This window comes from Paraburkholderia sp. GAS38, assembly GCF_050434965.1.
GTDB lineage: Bacteria > Pseudomonadota > Gammaproteobacteria > Burkholderiales > Burkholderiaceae > Paraburkholderia > Paraburkholderia phenazinium_A.
In genome coordinates, this window is the sequence record NZ_JBNDJO010000003.1 from 237,827 (window position 1) to 252,309 (window position 14,483).

Here is a 14,483-nt window from a genome sequence, read left to right on the forward strand (position 1 = left end):
GCCCTCACGCGCCGGATTCGGTTCGCGCCTCGAGCGCGTGGACGACCGCCGCCATGTCTTCCTGGCCGTGCCCTAGCGCGAGGGTCTCGCCGAATAGCGCGTAGCAGACGTCGAGCAGTGGCGACGCCACCTTGGCTTCTCTGGCCGCCTCCGCGATCAGCCGATTGTTTTTTAGCACGTCGGTGATGGCGGCCTGAACCTCGAAGTCGCGCGTCACGAGCTTGAGGATCTTGACGCGTGAGATGCCGCTTGCCATCTGCCCCGCATCGACCACGGCGCGGAATTGCTGCATGTCCAGTCCATGCTGTTCGGCAAAATGCGCCGCTTCCGCAAGACCGGTGACCGTGGTGATGAGGAACAGGTTGACCGCGAGTTTCATCAGGAGTCCGCTCGGAACCGAGCCGCAGACGATTGTTTGATGGCACATGGGCTGCAATAGCGGACGGACGCTTTCGACCGCTTCGCTCTCGCCCGCGAGCATCGCGACCAGTTGCCCGGCCTCCGCGGGTTTGCGCGAGCCGGAGACGGGCGCTTCCACGTAACTGCCGCCGGCGGCGCGAATCTCCGCTTCGAGTCCGCGCGAGTATTCGGGCGAGGTCGTCCCCATATGGACAATGGTGTGCTGCTCGACGTTCGTTCGGAACTGCGGCGTGCCGCGGCCTAGCACGGTGTCGATTGCGTGGTCGTCGGCCAGGATCAGGATGACGACACGCGCTTGCCGGAAGATGTCTTCAGGATTGCTTGCGATGTGAGCGCCGGCCGCGCGCAACGGTTCGCTTCTTTCGCCGGAGCGGTTCCATACGATAAGTTGTGTGCCCGCGCGGGCCAGATTGAGCGCCATGGGCTGTCCCATGACACCCAGGCCGATGAAACCGATGTCCATATGTGCCTCCATCCCATGCTGTGGCCGCGTGCGCGACGCGGCGGGTGCGTTGCTTTTGCCGTTCGTATCGTACGAGTGCCTGGCTTCGTACTTCATACGCACGGCATCCGCTCAGGATGGTAGGCCCGGGTGGCGTGTATCGTCTTGAACGATTGTGCAGCGCACGCGCCGCGTTCGCGGCGACGCCAAGACCTCTGAGGGACCGCTTTACGGCCGCTTCGCGGCCTGCTGAAATGCAGGACGGGTGCAGCAGCGGTCGAGCCAGTTCGAGACGTTGGGCCGCTTCTCTCGCTCGAAACGCCGCACAACACTGATCACGCTTGCAACGTTGAGATCGGCCGCGGAGAACGCGGTTCCGACCAGCCATTCCGATCTGGCCAGCGCCCGTTCCAGGTGGTCTAGCGGACCCTGCATCTGCACTGCGGCCGAGGCCGCGAGCGCGGCGTCGCGCGCCGCTTCCGGGAGCCAGTAGGTATGCGACGCCCACTGCGTATAAGCGGTTTCGAGGGAGGTGGCGACCCACAGTGTCCATTGCAGGGTCAACGCCTGATCTTTCGCGTTGCCGGGCCACAGCATGCCGGACTTTTGCGCGAGATAGAGGTTGATGGCTAGCGATTCCGCAAGGACGAAGCCGTCGTCGGAGATGGAGGGGATCGTACCGGCCGGATTCACCAGTCGATACGCGGCGTTTTGCCGACAGTCCCGCCAGTCGAGCGGCTCGTGGTCGAATTCGAGGCCGAGCTCGGTTGCCATCCAGAGAACACGTAAAGCGCGCGAGCGGCTGGTGCCGTAAATGATCAAGGACATGAATCGTCAGATGCCGAATGAATGGGTTCGAATGGGCTTCTACGAGTATGGCATTGCGCGATCTTTGGCTGCAACTGTGAGCGATGGGTCAAGCCATGCTCCGTCCTGGCGTCTCGTGCTTCGGCGCGCGGTTCACCCGGTCCCCATAAGGGTTTTCTCGATGCAATGCGTGGCCGGAGCCAATCCCGGAAGGCGCTCTGCGGTTGGAAAATCCATGTCGCGCAGATCGCCGATAAGAAAAAGAGATGGCAATTGCGACTGGTTTGATAGGCGGCCCTGGGGGCTTCGGGCCTAGAATCAAAAACTGCTCAAAGCGTTTGGGCAGGTGGCGTCATCGCAATCAAGGGCCTCGAAGAGCTCACGATGGAGCCGCCCCAAAGGAGACAAAGAATGCTGAAGTGGTTCACCGAATTATCCGCGCCCGAGAAGCGCACCTTCTGGGCATGCTTCAGCGGGTGGGGCCTCGACGCCATGGACACCCAGATGTATGCCCTCGCAATTCCAACCCTCATTGCGTTATGGGGCATGACGCGAGGACAGGCAGGGCTGCTGGGCACGACAGTGCTGATCATGGCGGCACTCGGAGGCTGGGGTGCCGGCATTCTCTCCGACCGTTATGGACGCGTGCGGATCCTGCAACTCACCATCTTGTGGTTTTCCGCCTTCACCCTGCTGTCCGCCTTCACGAATTCGTTCTGGCAACTGATGGTGACGCGCAGTTTGCAAGGTATCGGTTTTGGTGGCGAATGGGCCGTCGGCGCGGTGCTGATCAGCGAGACCATCAACCGCGAAGTGCGCGGACGGGTGGTGGGTGCGCTGCAAGCGGGCTGGGCACTCGGCTATGGCGTCGCGGTGCTGCTGTCCACAATCATGTTCGACTATCTGCCGCCCGCTATCGCATGGCGCGTTCTGTTTGGCCTCGGCATTTTCCCCGCTGTGCTGGTGCTGTGGATCCGGCGCAATATCCAGGAAGCGCCTGTTTATGCAAAGACCCGCGCGCAGCACAAAGGCAAAACGAGCGTATGGGATGTGTTTTCCGCGCCGCTGCGTGGCACGACGCTCAAGGCGATCCTCCTCACGTTCGGCATCTATGGCGGCAACTATGTGATGATCACGTGGCTGCCGGCGTACCTGAAACTGGCCTTGCATCTGTCGATCAACAGCATCGGCGGCTACCTTGCGTTGAATATCCTCGGCTCCTTCGCCGGTGCGTTTCTGAACGGCTGGATGGCCGATCGCCTGGGACGCCGCTACACGTTCATCACGATCGCCTGCTGCCAGGCGGTGGCGGTAGCGATCTACACGTTTGCACCGATCAGCCTGACTGTGACGCTGTTCTTCGGCTTCCTGCTAGGCACCTTGCAATCGGGGACAGCGGCCGGCACGGGGGCTTATATTGCGGAGCTGTTTCCGACCAGCATCCGCGGCTCGGCACAGGGCCTGTGCGGCAACGCCGGCCGTGCACTCGGCGCGGTGATGCCGACGCTGGTCGGCGTGCTGAGCGCAAAGGTGCCGCTGGGTGCCGCGATGGGATTGTGCGCGGCGCTGTCGTACTTTCTGGTCGTGGCGGCCGCATGGATGCTGCCGGAGACGCGTGGTCGCGATCTGGCCGACGTGGCCGATCCCACGGAGCATACGGCGCACGCCTCGCGACCGGGCGAGGCGCACTCCTGAGGGTGTCCTCGCCGGTGGCGCTGGGTGACGGTTAGCCGTTGGCTTCCGTTTGCGCGGCGGACACGATCGTAATCGAAAACCCGTCCCAGCCTTTTGCGCCGACCGTCTGCACCGCGGTGCTGTCGGCGCCCGGCGTTGCGGCGAGCATCTTGAAGAACGAGCGGATACCCACGATATCCGGCTCCTGATTGGCCGGGTCGCCGAGTCTGCCGCTGCGAACCACGTTGTCCGCTACGATGACCGTGCCCGGTCGCGATAGCTGTAGCGTGAGCCGCAGGTAGTCGGGATAGCTGCTTTTGTCCGCATCGATAAAGATGAAGTCGAACGGCGGCGTCTTGCTGCGGATCAGTTCTTCGAGGCTCTCGGCTGCGAGGCCCGTGAGTACCGAGACCTTGCCGGACAAACCCGCTGCGGCGAGGTTCGCTCTCGCGACATCGGCGTAGTCCGGATTGGCTTCCAGCGAAACCATCGCACCATCCGCAGGAAGCGCTCGCGCGAGCCAGATGGCGCTGTATCCGCCGAGCGTGCCGATCTCGAGAATCCTGCGCGCCCCGTGTATCTTCGCAAGCAAGTGGAGAAACTTGCCTTGATTCGGCGCGACGCTGATGGCGCGAAGGCCGGCCTTCGCGCTGGCGTCAAGCGCGGCTTCGAGTGCCGCGTCGGATTTGACGAGCTCGCGAGAAAAGTAGTCGTCTACGGTGTTCCAGAGTTCGGTCGCCATGAGGTTCTCCGTGCCTGGGAAATGGGGTGATGCGGGGGTGTACGGGCTGCCATACGCTTGCCAGTGTAAGGCGTTTTCGCATCCCCGGCACGCTGCCCATCTCTCCCCCGCTTACCAATGCGGAGCCGCATCCCTGAGCCGGTTGGCCCGATGCTGCCGCATGATCAGCAGCATCACGACGATCACGAACGAACTGAATATCACAATGATCGTGGTGATGGACACATGAAACCAGACCAGGACGGTGTACAGGCACAGCGTCACGAGGATGGACAGATTTTCGTTGAAGTTCTGAACCGCGATCGAATGTCCCGCGGAGAGCAGGACATGGCCGCGATGCTGGAGCACGGCATTCATCGGGACAACGAAGAACCCGGACAAGGCGCCGATGCAGGCCAAAAACACGCATGCAATCGCGATGTAGGCGGGGGCATGGTAAGGGCCGATGCGAACAACCCACGTGGCCGGCACCAGATCGTGCGAGAAGAACGCCATCATGAGGATCGAGCCGCCAATGGCCAGTCCCACAGGCAGCGTATTCAAGGCGCGCCGTAGCGGAATCTTCGCTGCGGCGACGACCGCGCCCACCGCCACGCCGATTGCGACGAACGCCTGCAATATCGAGGCTTGCGACAACGACAGCCCCAGCGAATGTTGAGCCCATTGCAGCACGATGAATTGCAGGGTCTGGGCCGCGCCCCACAGGAGCGTCGTGACGGCGAGAGAAATTTGCCCGATACGGTCGGTCCACAACACCGTAAAGCAGTTGGCAAAATCCTGCGCGAGGCGAATGGGGCCGTGCTGCTGTGGCGGATAGCGAACGCCCGTGTCCGGAATCCGCAGGTTAAAGACGGCTGCCACCAGGTAGATGACGGTGATGATCAGGATGGCCGCTCTGGGGGCGTGGCCCGTGAACGGCATCGGGTGGTGAATCATGTGTTGAACGATATGCGGACTGATCAGGATGCCGCCGCATACCGTGCCGAGGACAATCGACAGCACCGTGGTGCCTTCCATCCAGCCGTTGGCGGCGACCAGCCGGTCCGGCGGCAGGAGCTCCGTGAGGATGCCGTATTTCGCGGGAGAGTAGGCCGCCGCTCCCAGTCCGACGATACCGTATGAAATCAGCGGCGGAACGCCGGCCAGCATGGCGACGCAACCCACTACCTTGACCAGGTTGGTGCCGAACATGACGCGTCCCTTGGGGAACGCATCCGCGAAGGCCCCGACGAACGCCGCCAACGCCACATAGGACAGCACGAAGAACAGCTTGAGAACAGGCGTCATCCAGGGCGGCGCATGTTGCTCGGTGAGCAGGGCGATGGCGGCGATAAGCAGCGCGTTGTCGGCAAGCGAAGAGAAGAACTGCGCGGCAATAATCGTGTAGAAGCCTCGTTTCATGCGCGTCCGGCGTCAAATAAGCCTGGCATGCAGAAAGAGTGTGCTGCTTCGGAGGGGGCGGTTTTCATGGCCGTTATTTCTCTCGTGGATTCCGCCTGCCATAGTCGCCGACGCGGTAAAGCACAGCCACTGCCGCAGTAGCCATGACCGCGGACGTAATGTCTTTCCAGTAGGGGATGTCGACGCCCGGTTGTAAAACCTGGACAAACAACGTTGCCAGAAGCGCTGCAACAAAAATCCGGGCATCGCGCATTGGTGCACTCCCATCGGATATCAGTGCCGTTGGGCATGATACCGCATGCAATCCGGATGATTGTCGATGTCAGCCACGCGCGCCGGTTGCCGCCGCCAGGCCGAAGAGGCTCGCGGCTCGTCTGCGGCGCGCGTTAGCGAAGCCCGCAAGGCCTGCTAACGCGCGGCAAAAAGCGAAGGATTTCGCTTAGTTCGAAACGTACGCCACATAAGGGCCGGTGCCGCCTCCTGTCGAAGTGGCGCCCGTGAAGCCGTAGTACACATGCCGGCCATAGAAGAACGGCAGACCGAAGTCCAGCGTGCCGCTCGAGTACGCGCCCAGGTCGTTGAACGCGTTGTTCCCCGATGCGCTCAGCGTGAAGCCGTTCGCAATGTTGAAGCCCACCGTCGCCGTGCCCGAGTTACCCGTGAACAGCGTGGCGGTACGGCCCACCGTCGCGGTCGGGATATACAGCGAGCTGTTGCTGCTGCTGGCGTGCGGGATCGTCAGGTCCCCGAAGAACAGCGCGCTCGATCCGGAGTCGAGGAACGCGCCGTTAAACAGCGTGGCCCCGTTGAAGCTGGCCGTGAAGTTGCCGCCGGAGACGGTGGGGATCAGCGTTGCGCCGGTGCCGTTCAGGCCGTTGTTGCTCTGCGTGTCGATGCCGAACACCAGGGTGCCGGTTGCGGTAGTGCTGCCGCTGTCTGCGACTTGAGCCATTTCCAGAATCACGCCGTTGTTGTCTTGCGCGAACATCGTGGCCGGATTGGTGACCTGTTGCGAGAGGGGCGCCGTCGTGACGTTGCCGGCGTTCGTGTAATAGAACTGGTCCTGCGGTGTGTTGACGCAGCCCGACCCGCAGTCCTGTTTGTTCACACCGATCCCGATGATGCCGTTCGCGCCGAGCGCGGTGGGCGCGCTCAGGTAGGTACCCGTGACGCAGGCGCTCGGCACGCTTGCCGTCAGCGCCGAGTCGGCCATGACGTGAATCGGTACGCTACCGGCAATCTCGGTTCCGAGCTTGACGTCGGCGGTGTGCACCGTGCCCCACCCGTAGGCGCTGACGAAATCCGCGCATTCGGCGAGCGGCAAGCCGGAGCCTGTGTCGTTGACCGCGCCCAACGCGGCGAAAGTGGCGCTCGGAATGACCGAGCGGAACAGGCGCAGCCCATACGAGCCTGTGTCGACCAGCACGTTCGGAATGGTCGTGCAGGTGGCACCCGTTGCGTTGGTACCCGGCGCGCAGAGGGTGACGCTGACCATCGGCTGATTCTGGATGCCGGTGGCCGACACCGTGACCGGAATCGCATTGGTCGAGTTGACGACGGCCGGCACAGCCGAGGCGTCCACCGCGAGCGTGTTGCTCGACGATACGCTTGGGCTGTTGACCGGCGTGTTCGTGCCGTTCGACGTATTGGTCGCCGTGGGGGCCGGCGTGTCGCTGCCCCCGCCGCCGCCGCATCCGGCCAGACCCAGCCCGAGCGTCGCGACGATGATCCATGCAAGTTGGCGCATGTTGTTTCCTCGATTTTTTATTGGCGATTTATTTGATGTCGTCGGCGCTCACGCCCTGCGGCAACGCTTGCGGCAGATAGGCGCGTCCGTAGAAGGCGCCCATGTGGCCCCCGGTTTCGACGACGAGGGCCGACTGATGCACGGCAGCCGGTCCATGGCCGCCGCCGTTCGCGGTGTGCACCGCGGCGAGGCCTTGCACGTAGGACGGGAAATAGCTGCCCAGTAGCGTTTGCAGCGGAGCGATCGTCGGGCCGCGCCAACTGAGTCCGAAGACCGTGTTGCCGGCGCTCACGTACTCGCTGACCACGGTGCCCGAGGAGAGCGTGGTCTCGTTCACGGTATAGCTCGCCGCATTGCTGGTCGACGCCTGAGCGAGGCTCGCGGTGCGGGTGGCGCCGGTGCTTGCAGCGTAGGTCGGGGCGCTGCCGAGTGCGGCGTAGGCGGGCGTGAGCGCGGCCAGGTCCGCGGCAAGCGCGGCAAAGACCGCCAGCGTACGAAGTTGGGTTATTGTCATTTTGATCATCGGTGTTTTGAAAGCAGGTCTGCGATGTCGCGACACGCTGCTTGCGGTCGCTGGGAGCCGATCATACCGACGCGTCCGCCAATTGAACTGACGAATAGCGGTGTGGATTGGGTGTTGTTGGCGCAATAGAAAACAAGGCGAAAGTGCCGTCCAGCCCCGTCGCCGATCGCTGCCTATCGCGCGCCCGGCTCAAGCCCCATACCGGACGGCCGACGTGCTCGCGAGTCCGGGCGTGGCGGACAACGGCTAAACCTTGGCGCATCCATTCGACGCTTCAGTCCGTACGTGACGAGGTAAAGGCCAGGAGTCACTCGGGCGGCGCTTGCAGCAGCGTGCAATGCGCGTACGCTATGCACAGCATGACGGGATAGACCTCATGATCACGAACCCGATTGTTCAACCCAAGGTAGCGATCGTAGCGAGCCTTCTGATCGGCGCGCTAACGCTCGCGGCGTTCTTGCTGCGGCCCGACACGGGCCGGCAGCCGGCGGAGCAATCCGGCTTCGGGCATCGTGACGCCTCGTCAGCAGGCGGCCCGGAGGGTCCGCGCTCCACCGCACTCGCGTCGGGCAAGGTGGCCGCACAGAGCCAGTCGGATGCCGACGTCGCGGTGGTTCTCGACGCGGTCCGCACCAGCCTGAAACGCGACGATCTTGCGTCCGCCCGAGTCCTGCTGGGCGCCGAGCAGGCGCTTTACGCAAACGATCCACGGGTCATCGCACTGCAGCGGGAACTGCAGGCGCGGGAAGAGGCCGGTGGTCATGGGATGGCCGTCGAACCTACGGTAGCGGGGTCGGTGTCGGTGCCGCCGCCTGCGTCGTCGCGCTCGAGCCGGTATGTGGTGCGATACGCGGCCCGAGCCGAGCGTGTTCACGGCGCTTCATCGCGGAGTCGCGAACGCGCTGGCAGTCCTGTGGAATATGCAGGAAGCGGGCACGTCCTGCCAACCGAGGCGGTATCGGATCCGGGTGTGAGGCGGTCCGCGCCGAGCGTTGTCCCAGCTAACCCCGAGACGGATTCCACCGCACTGCGGGTGGTCCCTTCCGCGGCCGCAACCTCTTCTTCTTCTTCTTCGTCTTCGTCTTCGCAATCAGGCGCGCTCCCGCCGCCGCTGACGCAGGCATCGCAGAACAACCCGAGCGCGCAGACTGTGCAGAGCGCGCCGAGTGCGCAACCAGACTCGACCACGACCACGCCAGCGCCGCCGGGCGCATCCACTCAAGCGCCGAAAACCCGTGCCCAGGTGCGCATGGAAGTGGAGCAGGCCCGCGCGGACGGCGCTCTGCCGCGTTTCGGCAACCCCGATCCCGCCGGACCGGGCGGCGCACCGAGCCGCATCTCGCATGCCGTGGTGCTCGACTGGTAGCGTGTCGATTGAACGGCCTCAACCGAACCGGTAACCCGAGCCTCTCACCGTCTGAATCACCGGGCGCACGCCCAGCGCCGCCACCTTCTTGCGCAGGCGTCCCACATGTACGTCGACGAGGTTGGTGCTGGGATCGAAGCGGATACCCCACACGGCCTCGAGAAGCATGCTGCGCGTCAGCACCTGACCCGCGTGTCGCATCATGAATTCGAGCAGACGAAACTCGGTGGGCTGCAAACGCTCGGCGCTGTGCTGGTGCGCCATCCTGCGTTTGATCAGGTCCAGTTCCAGCTCGTCGATGCGCAAGACCGTCTTGGGACTGGGGAGGCCTGGCCGTCTGCGCAGCAGCACTTCCATTCTGAGCAGCATTTCTTCCGATGAAAACGGCAGGCAAAGATAATCGTCCGCTCCGGCGCGCAGTCCCTCGACGCGCTGCGCGGCGTCGGCGGTCGCGCTCAGCATCATGATGGGCGTTTCCAGGCCGATACCGCGCAAGGTCGTCACGACGGCGAGGCCATCGAGATCGGGCAGGATGCGATCGAGAACGACTGCGTCGTAGGGTCGCGCCATCGCGCGGCTCATACCGATGCGGCCCGACAGGGTCACGTCGACGCTAAAACCGCTTTCCTCCAGCGTAGGGACGAAGTCGCGCGTGACGTGTTCGCCACCCTCGATAGTCAAGACGTTCCGCATGAGCTGCTCTCCGTTGATAAGCACGGGTCTTCTTCGTAGGCGCTAACACGAGCACCGTCCGCTTTATTCCCATTTCCCCGCGGTTTTGCGCGCGAGCGGAATTTTTGTGGCGCAGCACCTGAATTTTCGTTTTGCCGGGAATAAAAGCCGGGCAAGCCGGGTTCTCCCACATGTAGGCCGACTCACATTCACAGGAGTTCATCATGAAGAAGATCGTATTTGCCGCGCTGTCTGTCGCCGTACTCGCATCGTCAAGCGCTTTCGCCGAAGGGAAGACACGCGCACAGGTGTATCAGGAACTGATCGAGGCCCAGCAAAACGGCCTTAACTTTGTAACCGATTCCTCGTATCCGGATGTAAATCCGATCTACGCGCAACAGGTGGCCCATATGAAACAACAGGCTCTGGCTTCCTCGGCAAACGCGAGCAAGATTGTTGGCGTCAATGTATCTGATAGTAGTGCAAACTAAATTGGCAAAGGTTCGCTGCTGGTCCTTCGCCCGTTCATCCGTCATCCGTTTAGGTTCGGTCTTGATCAATCAAGGAGATTGACATCATGAAAACGCTCATCTGTCTTAGCCTCGCCGTCAGTGCGCTCGCTAGCCCGGCGCTTAGCTTCGCGCAATCCACCAACGCTCCGGTCACGCGCGCCCAGGTGTATACCGACCTCGTGCGCCTCGAGCAAGCCGGTTATAACCCGTCGACCTCCGGCGACGCCAACTATCCCGCCGACATTCAAGCGGCCGAAGCGAAAGTCGCCGCGCAGGATAACGAAGGTCTCGCGAACAATGCCAACGCTGCCGCCGAAGCGACCGGCATGGGCGCGGGTCTTTCGGGATCCAGCGAAAGCGGCACGCATGCGCCGGTCAGGGGCACCGTGAACAACCCGGCATGCGTCGGTCCGGTCAGCTTTTGCTCGCTCTACTCCGGCAGCTAGGATCGCGATGACGGGCGAATTCGAATCTCCGCAAGTGGGCAGGCTCAAGTCGATGCATGACTGATTGTCGGGTTTGCCGCACTTGCGCGATTTATTCGTCGAGCTTCTTATTTCAGATGTGAGGTTCTGTTCGGATGCCAACCGCGGAGGCGTTACCCATGAAACCGATGCTCGGCTTGCTCGCGTTGTTTGTCGCAGCGTCCATCGTCACGGTGTTTGCCGGTTCCTACGGCGACGGTGTGGTGCGTGCGGCCGGCTATGTGGCGACGCTTGCATTGGGTGGCGTGATCGCGCTGCTGGTGCAAAGCTGGAAGAGCCGCCGCCCAGGCACTCGCCCGCCGCGTTAGCGTCCTGCACGCGTAAGACCTACCGGGTGGATGTCGTTTTTCCCTGGTAGCGCGACCCCTCGGCGCTTCTCCATGCGCCTCTCCCTCTCCTTGCTTGCCTCGCTTTCGGGTCCGCTACGGCGTGCCTGTTGCATCTTGACGTCTTCTACTCGTTCCATTCTTCGACCTGGCCCGCAATTTGCGTTGTAGAGGGCAGCCGCGACACGCTCGCTCATCGTCCAGGGAGGCCGCATGAACCAAGACCAGATCAAAGGCGTGGCCCTAAAGGCCAAAGGCAAGCTGAATGAAGCAGTCGGCAAGGCAACCGGCAATAGATCGCAAGAGCTTAAAGGCGGTTTGCAGCAGGCTGCCGGCGGAATCCGTCAAACCTTCGGCAAGGCCAAGGCGCGGATCAGGAAATCGCTCGGCTGACTCGTTGTCCGAGGCTCGTGACCGAGACTCGGGCGGCGCTGCCGGCAACCGTTGCATCGACTGATCGCTGCATCACTCTCTCTTCTACATAAAACAAGGAATCAATCATGCGTCGCCGACAATTCATTCTTTCGGGCAGTGCTGCTCTCGCCGCCAGCGGTTTCGCGCTGGCCGGCTGCACGACGACTCCGCCGTCCTCCGATACGGGCGCATCGCAAGATGCAGGCAAGCGTCAGACTATCAATGCGGGGGTCGACTCGACACTCTCCCGTCTCTATGACACCGTCCATGGCTCGCACGAACTCGTCGCCAAGGCGCAGGGCGTGCTGGTGTTCCCCTCGGTCATCTCGGCCGGCTTCTGGGTGGGCGGCCAGTACGGCCAGGGTGCGCTGCGCGTAGCAGGACACACCTCGGGGTACTACAGCATTGCAGCCGGATCGTTCGGTCTGCAGATCGGTGCGCAATCCAAGGCGATTGTGTTCCTGTTCATGACGCAGGACGCGCTCAACAAATTCCGCGAAAGTCAGGGCTGGGCGGCGGGTGGCGATGCAACCGTGGCTGTGCTGAAGGTGGGCGCGAACGGCGATATCGATACTTCGACCGCGACGAGCCCGGTGCAGGCCTTCGTCATGACCAACGAAGGGCTGATGGCCGGCGTCTCGCTGGAAGGCTCGAAGATTTCGCGGCTGGTGATCTGACCTCGGCTTAAATAGCCGGGTAGTGTAAGAGCGGCAAGACGGTCACGCGGTGACCGTCTTGCCGTTTGTGCAGGGTGCGCGGACGTTCAATGCCGGACGTTCAATGCAACACCGGCGACAGCGCTCGCGAGCCGGGCGGGTTTTATGCCACCCCTTGAGCGTATGCCTCATGCCAGCCGCCGAGCAGGCGGTTGACGGTTTCCCGCGCGTCGCGAATAGCTTGCGAGAGAGCGTCTTCGGCTTCGCTTGCCGGACGCGATCCGGCGTCAGTGTGCTCGTAGCGGGCGGTGTAGCGCTCGCCGAGTTGCCGCGTGATCTGACGACGAACCCGCAGGCTGCGACCGTCATCCACGACGGCCTCGACCTCGATCTGAAACCCGCGGTACGTCTCGCTGTGCGCTTGCGCCATGGCAATCGTGCCTCTGCGTTCGGTGGAATGAACCAGCGTCAACATCGGCTCAAGCCGCCGCGGCGCTCAGCGGACGTTTCAGCAAACCCACCGCCAGCGCGGTGACGACGGTGCCCACCGCGATCGCGACCACATACATGCCGAGATGCGTGACGGCATTCGGAATCGGCAATACGAAAATGCCGCCGTGGGGCACCTTCAGTTCGACGCCGGCCGCCATCGAAATGGCGCCGGTGATGGCGGAGCCGACCACACAGGCCGGGATGATCCGCATCGGGTCGCGGGCCGCGAATGGAATCGCGCCTTCGGTGATGAACGCCATGCCGAGTACGGCCGCCGCATTGCCGGCTTCGCGTTCGTCCAGCACGAAGCGGTTGCGGAAGACCCAGGTGGCGAGGGCGATACCGAGCGGCGGCGTCATGCCGGCGGCCATCGCGGCTGCCATCGGCGTGTACACCTGGCTTGCGATCAGCCCAGTGCTGAATGCGTACGCTGCTTTGTTGACCGGACCGCCCATGTCGAACGCCATCATTGCGCCGAGCAGGAGGCCGAGCGTCACGGCGCTGCCGGTTTGCATCGAGCGCAGCCAGTTTTCCAGGCCGTGCAGTGCGGTGGCGACCGGTGTGCCGACCACGTAGATCATCAACAGCCCGACCACCAGCGTCGAAACCAGCGGAATGATCAGTACCGGCTTGAGTCCTTCGAGGTTGCGGTGCAGCTTCAGCTTGCGACTGATCAGGAGTGCGGTATATCCGGCGAGGAAGCCCGAGATGATGCCGCCGAGAAAGCCCGCGCCCAGGCTCGCAGCGAGCATGCCGCCCACCATGCCGGGCGTGATGCCGGGCCGGTCGGCGATCGAATAGGCGATATAGCCGGACAACACCGGCACGATCAGCGCGAAGGCCGATTTCGCGCCGATCTGGAACAGTGCCCACGCGAGGGTGCCTTTGTGCGCATCGTCGAACGCGTAAATGCCGCCCAGCGCAAACGAGATGGCAATCAGCAAGCCGCCTGCAACCACGAACGGCAGCATGAAGGACACGCCCGTCATCAGATGCCGGTACGGGCCGGAGCTTTTGGCCGAGCGTTGCTTCTTGGCGGCGGCGACCTGATCGGCCAGTGCCGCGCCTGCAACGGCCGGCTGATTCGCCGCATTGGACGCGCCGCTCACGTCGCCTTCGAGCGCCGCCTCGGCGATGGCCCGTTCGATCAGTGCGGCGCCTTTGCCGATAGCGCCTTTGGTGCCGGTTTCATAGAGCCGTTTACCGCGAAAGCGGCTTTTGTCGACTTGCGTATCCGCGGCGATGACCACGAGGTCGGCGGCGGCGATCTGTTCGTCCGTCAGCGTGTTTTGCGCGCCGACGGAGCCCTGCGTTTCGACATGAATCTCATGGCCGAGCGATTTGGCGCCTTGGGCAAGGCCTTCGGCGGCCATGAACGTGTGGGCGATGCCGGTCGGGCACGATGTGATCGCAACGATTTTCAGCATGCGCGGGGCGGTGGCTGCCGCGGCTTGCGTCGACGCGGAAGCTGCGCTCGCCGTGCTAGAGGAACTCGCGCTCGCCACGCGTGCCAGCACGGCATCCGCTTCGCGGATCGCATCGTCGAGCGACACGCGATGAATCGTCTTGCCCGCGAACGCGCTCTCGTCGATCCGCTCGCCGGCGTCTGCTGCAATCAACACGCTGTGCGCGGAAGCGATCTGCGCGGCGGTGAGCGGGTCCTGCACGCCGAGCGCGCTGCGTGTTTCGACGGCCAGGGTGGCGCCGCGTTTTTGCGCGGCACGGTTGAGCGCTTGTGCGGCGACTGCCGGCGCTGCGCTTTGTTTGGGTGACGACACCAGTCCAATCAGCTTGTCCATGGTTC

Annotated in this window: 16 protein-coding genes; 7 read left to right on the forward strand and 9 right to left on the reverse strand. The window is 63.2% G+C overall.

What is annotated here, in order from left to right:
- Nucleotides 1–4 precede the first annotated feature (4 nt).
- Together P3T42_RS08605 and P3T42_RS08610 are read right to left on the reverse strand one after the other, a co-directional pair.
- The gene (locus tag P3T42_RS08605) at nt 5–895 is read right to left on the reverse strand and encodes an NAD(P)-dependent oxidoreductase (protein WP_429305957.1); all 891 of its coding nucleotides are present in this window, start codon (nt 893–895) and stop codon (nt 5–7) included.
- Nucleotides 896–1,090: 195 nt separating this feature from the next.
- Nucleotides 1,091–1,690, reverse strand: coding sequence for a glutathione S-transferase family protein (locus P3T42_RS08610; protein WP_429305748.1), 600 nt, complete (start codon nt 1,688–1,690; stop codon nt 1,091–1,093).
- A 390-nt stretch (nt 1,691–2,080) separates the two neighbouring features.
- Between P3T42_RS08610 and P3T42_RS08615 the strand changes: the two genes are divergently transcribed.
- Nucleotides 2,081–3,364 (forward strand): MFS transporter, encoded by a 1,284-nt coding sequence (locus tag P3T42_RS08615; protein ID WP_074294448.1) that lies wholly within the window; start codon nt 2,081–2,083, stop codon nt 3,362–3,364.
- A gap of 31 nt (nt 3,365–3,395) precedes the next feature.
- Here P3T42_RS08615 and P3T42_RS08620 read toward each other — a convergent pair whose 3' ends face one another.
- The 4 genes from P3T42_RS08620 to P3T42_RS08635 all read right to left on the reverse strand — a co-directional run bounded on the left by P3T42_RS08620 (nt 3,396) and on the right by P3T42_RS08635 (nt 7,747).
- Nucleotides 3,396–4,085 (reverse strand): O-methyltransferase, encoded by a 690-nt coding sequence (locus tag P3T42_RS08620; protein WP_074294449.1) that lies wholly within the window; start codon nt 4,083–4,085, stop codon nt 3,396–3,398.
- 111 nt (nt 4,086–4,196) lie between these two features.
- The gene (gene lplT / locus P3T42_RS08625; protein ID WP_074294450.1) at nt 4,197–5,486 is read right to left on the reverse strand and encodes a lysophospholipid transporter LplT; all 1,290 of its coding nucleotides are present in this window, start codon (nt 5,484–5,486) and stop codon (nt 4,197–4,199) included.
- 439 nt (nt 5,487–5,925) lie between these two features.
- Nucleotides 5,926–7,233, reverse strand: a complete 1,308-nt coding sequence (locus P3T42_RS08630; RefSeq protein ID WP_429305749.1) for a DUF3443 family protein — start codon at nt 7,231–7,233, stop codon at nt 5,926–5,928.
- 28 nt (nt 7,234–7,261) lie between these two features.
- On the reverse strand, nt 7,262–7,747 hold the full coding sequence (locus tag P3T42_RS08635; RefSeq protein ID WP_429305750.1) for a DUF2844 domain-containing protein: 486 nt from the start codon (nt 7,745–7,747) through the stop codon (nt 7,262–7,264).
- A 385-nt stretch (nt 7,748–8,132) separates the two neighbouring features.
- Between P3T42_RS08635 and P3T42_RS08640 the strand changes: the two genes are divergently transcribed.
- A complete protein-coding gene (locus P3T42_RS08640; RefSeq protein ID WP_429305751.1) occupies nt 8,133–9,122 on the forward strand; it encodes a hypothetical protein in 990 nt (329 codons plus the stop codon).
- Between the two features lie 18 nt (nt 9,123–9,140).
- Here P3T42_RS08640 and P3T42_RS08645 read toward each other — a convergent pair whose 3' ends face one another.
- Nucleotides 9,141–9,815 (reverse strand): response regulator transcription factor, encoded by a 675-nt coding sequence (locus P3T42_RS08645; protein WP_074294454.1) that lies wholly within the window; start codon nt 9,813–9,815, stop codon nt 9,141–9,143.
- A 203-nt stretch (nt 9,816–10,018) separates the two neighbouring features.
- Between P3T42_RS08645 and P3T42_RS08650 the strand changes: the two genes are divergently transcribed.
- The 5 genes from P3T42_RS08650 to P3T42_RS08670 all read left to right on the forward strand — a co-directional run bounded on the left by P3T42_RS08650 (nt 10,019) and on the right by P3T42_RS08670 (nt 12,208).
- A complete protein-coding gene (locus P3T42_RS08650; protein WP_074294455.1) occupies nt 10,019–10,285 on the forward strand; it encodes a DUF4148 domain-containing protein in 267 nt (88 codons plus the stop codon).
- Between the two features lie 83 nt (nt 10,286–10,368).
- Nucleotides 10,369–10,752: a DUF4148 domain-containing protein gene (locus P3T42_RS08655; protein WP_074294456.1), complete on the forward strand. Its 384-nt coding sequence runs from the start codon at nt 10,369–10,371 to the stop codon at nt 10,750–10,752.
- A gap of 158 nt (nt 10,753–10,910) precedes the next feature.
- Nucleotides 10,911–11,099, forward strand: a complete 189-nt coding sequence (locus P3T42_RS08660) for a hypothetical protein (protein WP_074294457.1) — start codon at nt 10,911–10,913, stop codon at nt 11,097–11,099.
- Between the two features lie 231 nt (nt 11,100–11,330).
- A complete protein-coding gene (locus P3T42_RS08665; RefSeq protein ID WP_074294458.1) occupies nt 11,331–11,510 on the forward strand; it encodes a CsbD family protein in 180 nt (59 codons plus the stop codon).
- Between the two features lie 107 nt (nt 11,511–11,617).
- Nucleotides 11,618–12,208 (forward strand): BPSL1445 family SYLF domain-containing lipoprotein, encoded by a 591-nt coding sequence (locus P3T42_RS08670; protein WP_074294459.1) that lies wholly within the window; start codon nt 11,618–11,620, stop codon nt 12,206–12,208.
- A 142-nt stretch (nt 12,209–12,350) separates the two neighbouring features.
- On the opposite strand, the gene P3T42_RS08675 is transcribed toward P3T42_RS08670, so the two are convergent.
- A complete protein-coding gene (locus P3T42_RS08675; RefSeq protein WP_429305752.1) occupies nt 12,351–12,662 on the reverse strand; it encodes a DNA-binding protein in 312 nt (103 codons plus the stop codon).
- A gap of 4 nt (nt 12,663–12,666) precedes the next feature.
- Nucleotides 12,667–14,478, reverse strand: a complete 1,812-nt coding sequence (locus P3T42_RS08680; RefSeq protein ID WP_429305753.1) for a PTS fructose-like transporter subunit IIB — start codon at nt 14,476–14,478, stop codon at nt 12,667–12,669.
- Nucleotides 14,479–14,483 lie beyond the last annotated feature (5 nt).

Bases quoted from the DNA above. Each gene is read 5' to 3' on its own strand.
- P3T42_RS08635 (WP_429305750.1), bottom strand. From the start codon at position 7,747: ATGACAATAACCCAACTTCGTACGCTGGCGGTCTTTGCCGCGCTTGCC.
- P3T42_RS08675 (WP_429305752.1), bottom strand. From the start codon at position 12,662: ATGTTGACGCTGGTTCATTCCACCGAACGCAGAGGCACGATTGCCATG.
- P3T42_RS08670 (WP_074294459.1), top strand. From the start codon at position 11,618: ATGCGTCGCCGACAATTCATTCTTTCGGGCAGTGCTGCTCTCGCCGCC.
- P3T42_RS08665 (WP_074294458.1), top strand. From the start codon at position 11,331: ATGAACCAAGACCAGATCAAAGGCGTGGCCCTAAAGGCCAAAGGCAAG.
- P3T42_RS08630 (WP_429305749.1), bottom strand. From the start codon at position 7,233: ATGCGCCAACTTGCATGGATCATCGTCGCGACGCTCGGGCTGGGTCTG.
- P3T42_RS08645 (WP_074294454.1), bottom strand. From the start codon at position 9,815: ATGCGGAACGTCTTGACTATCGAGGGTGGCGAACACGTCACGCGCGAC.
- lplT (WP_074294450.1), bottom strand. From the start codon at position 5,486: ATGAAACGAGGCTTCTACACGATTATTGCCGCGCAGTTCTTCTCTTCG.
- P3T42_RS08615 (WP_074294448.1), top strand. From the start codon at position 2,081: ATGCTGAAGTGGTTCACCGAATTATCCGCGCCCGAGAAGCGCACCTTC.
- P3T42_RS08680 (WP_429305753.1), bottom strand. From the start codon at position 14,478: ATGGACAAGCTGATTGGACTGGTGTCGTCACCCAAACAAAGCGCAGCG.
- P3T42_RS08605 (WP_429305957.1), bottom strand. From the start codon at position 895: ATGGAGGCACATATGGACATCGGTTTCATCGGCCTGGGTGTCATGGGA.
- P3T42_RS08620 (WP_074294449.1), bottom strand. From the start codon at position 4,085: ATGGCGACCGAACTCTGGAACACCGTAGACGACTACTTTTCTCGCGAG.
- P3T42_RS08610 (WP_429305748.1), bottom strand. From the start codon at position 1,690: ATGTCCTTGATCATTTACGGCACCAGCCGCTCGCGCGCTTTACGTGTT.
- P3T42_RS08660 (WP_074294457.1), top strand. From the start codon at position 10,911: ATGAAACCGATGCTCGGCTTGCTCGCGTTGTTTGTCGCAGCGTCCATC.
- P3T42_RS08640 (WP_429305751.1), top strand. From the start codon at position 8,133: ATGATCACGAACCCGATTGTTCAACCCAAGGTAGCGATCGTAGCGAGC.
- P3T42_RS08650 (WP_074294455.1), top strand. From the start codon at position 10,019: ATGAAGAAGATCGTATTTGCCGCGCTGTCTGTCGCCGTACTCGCATCG.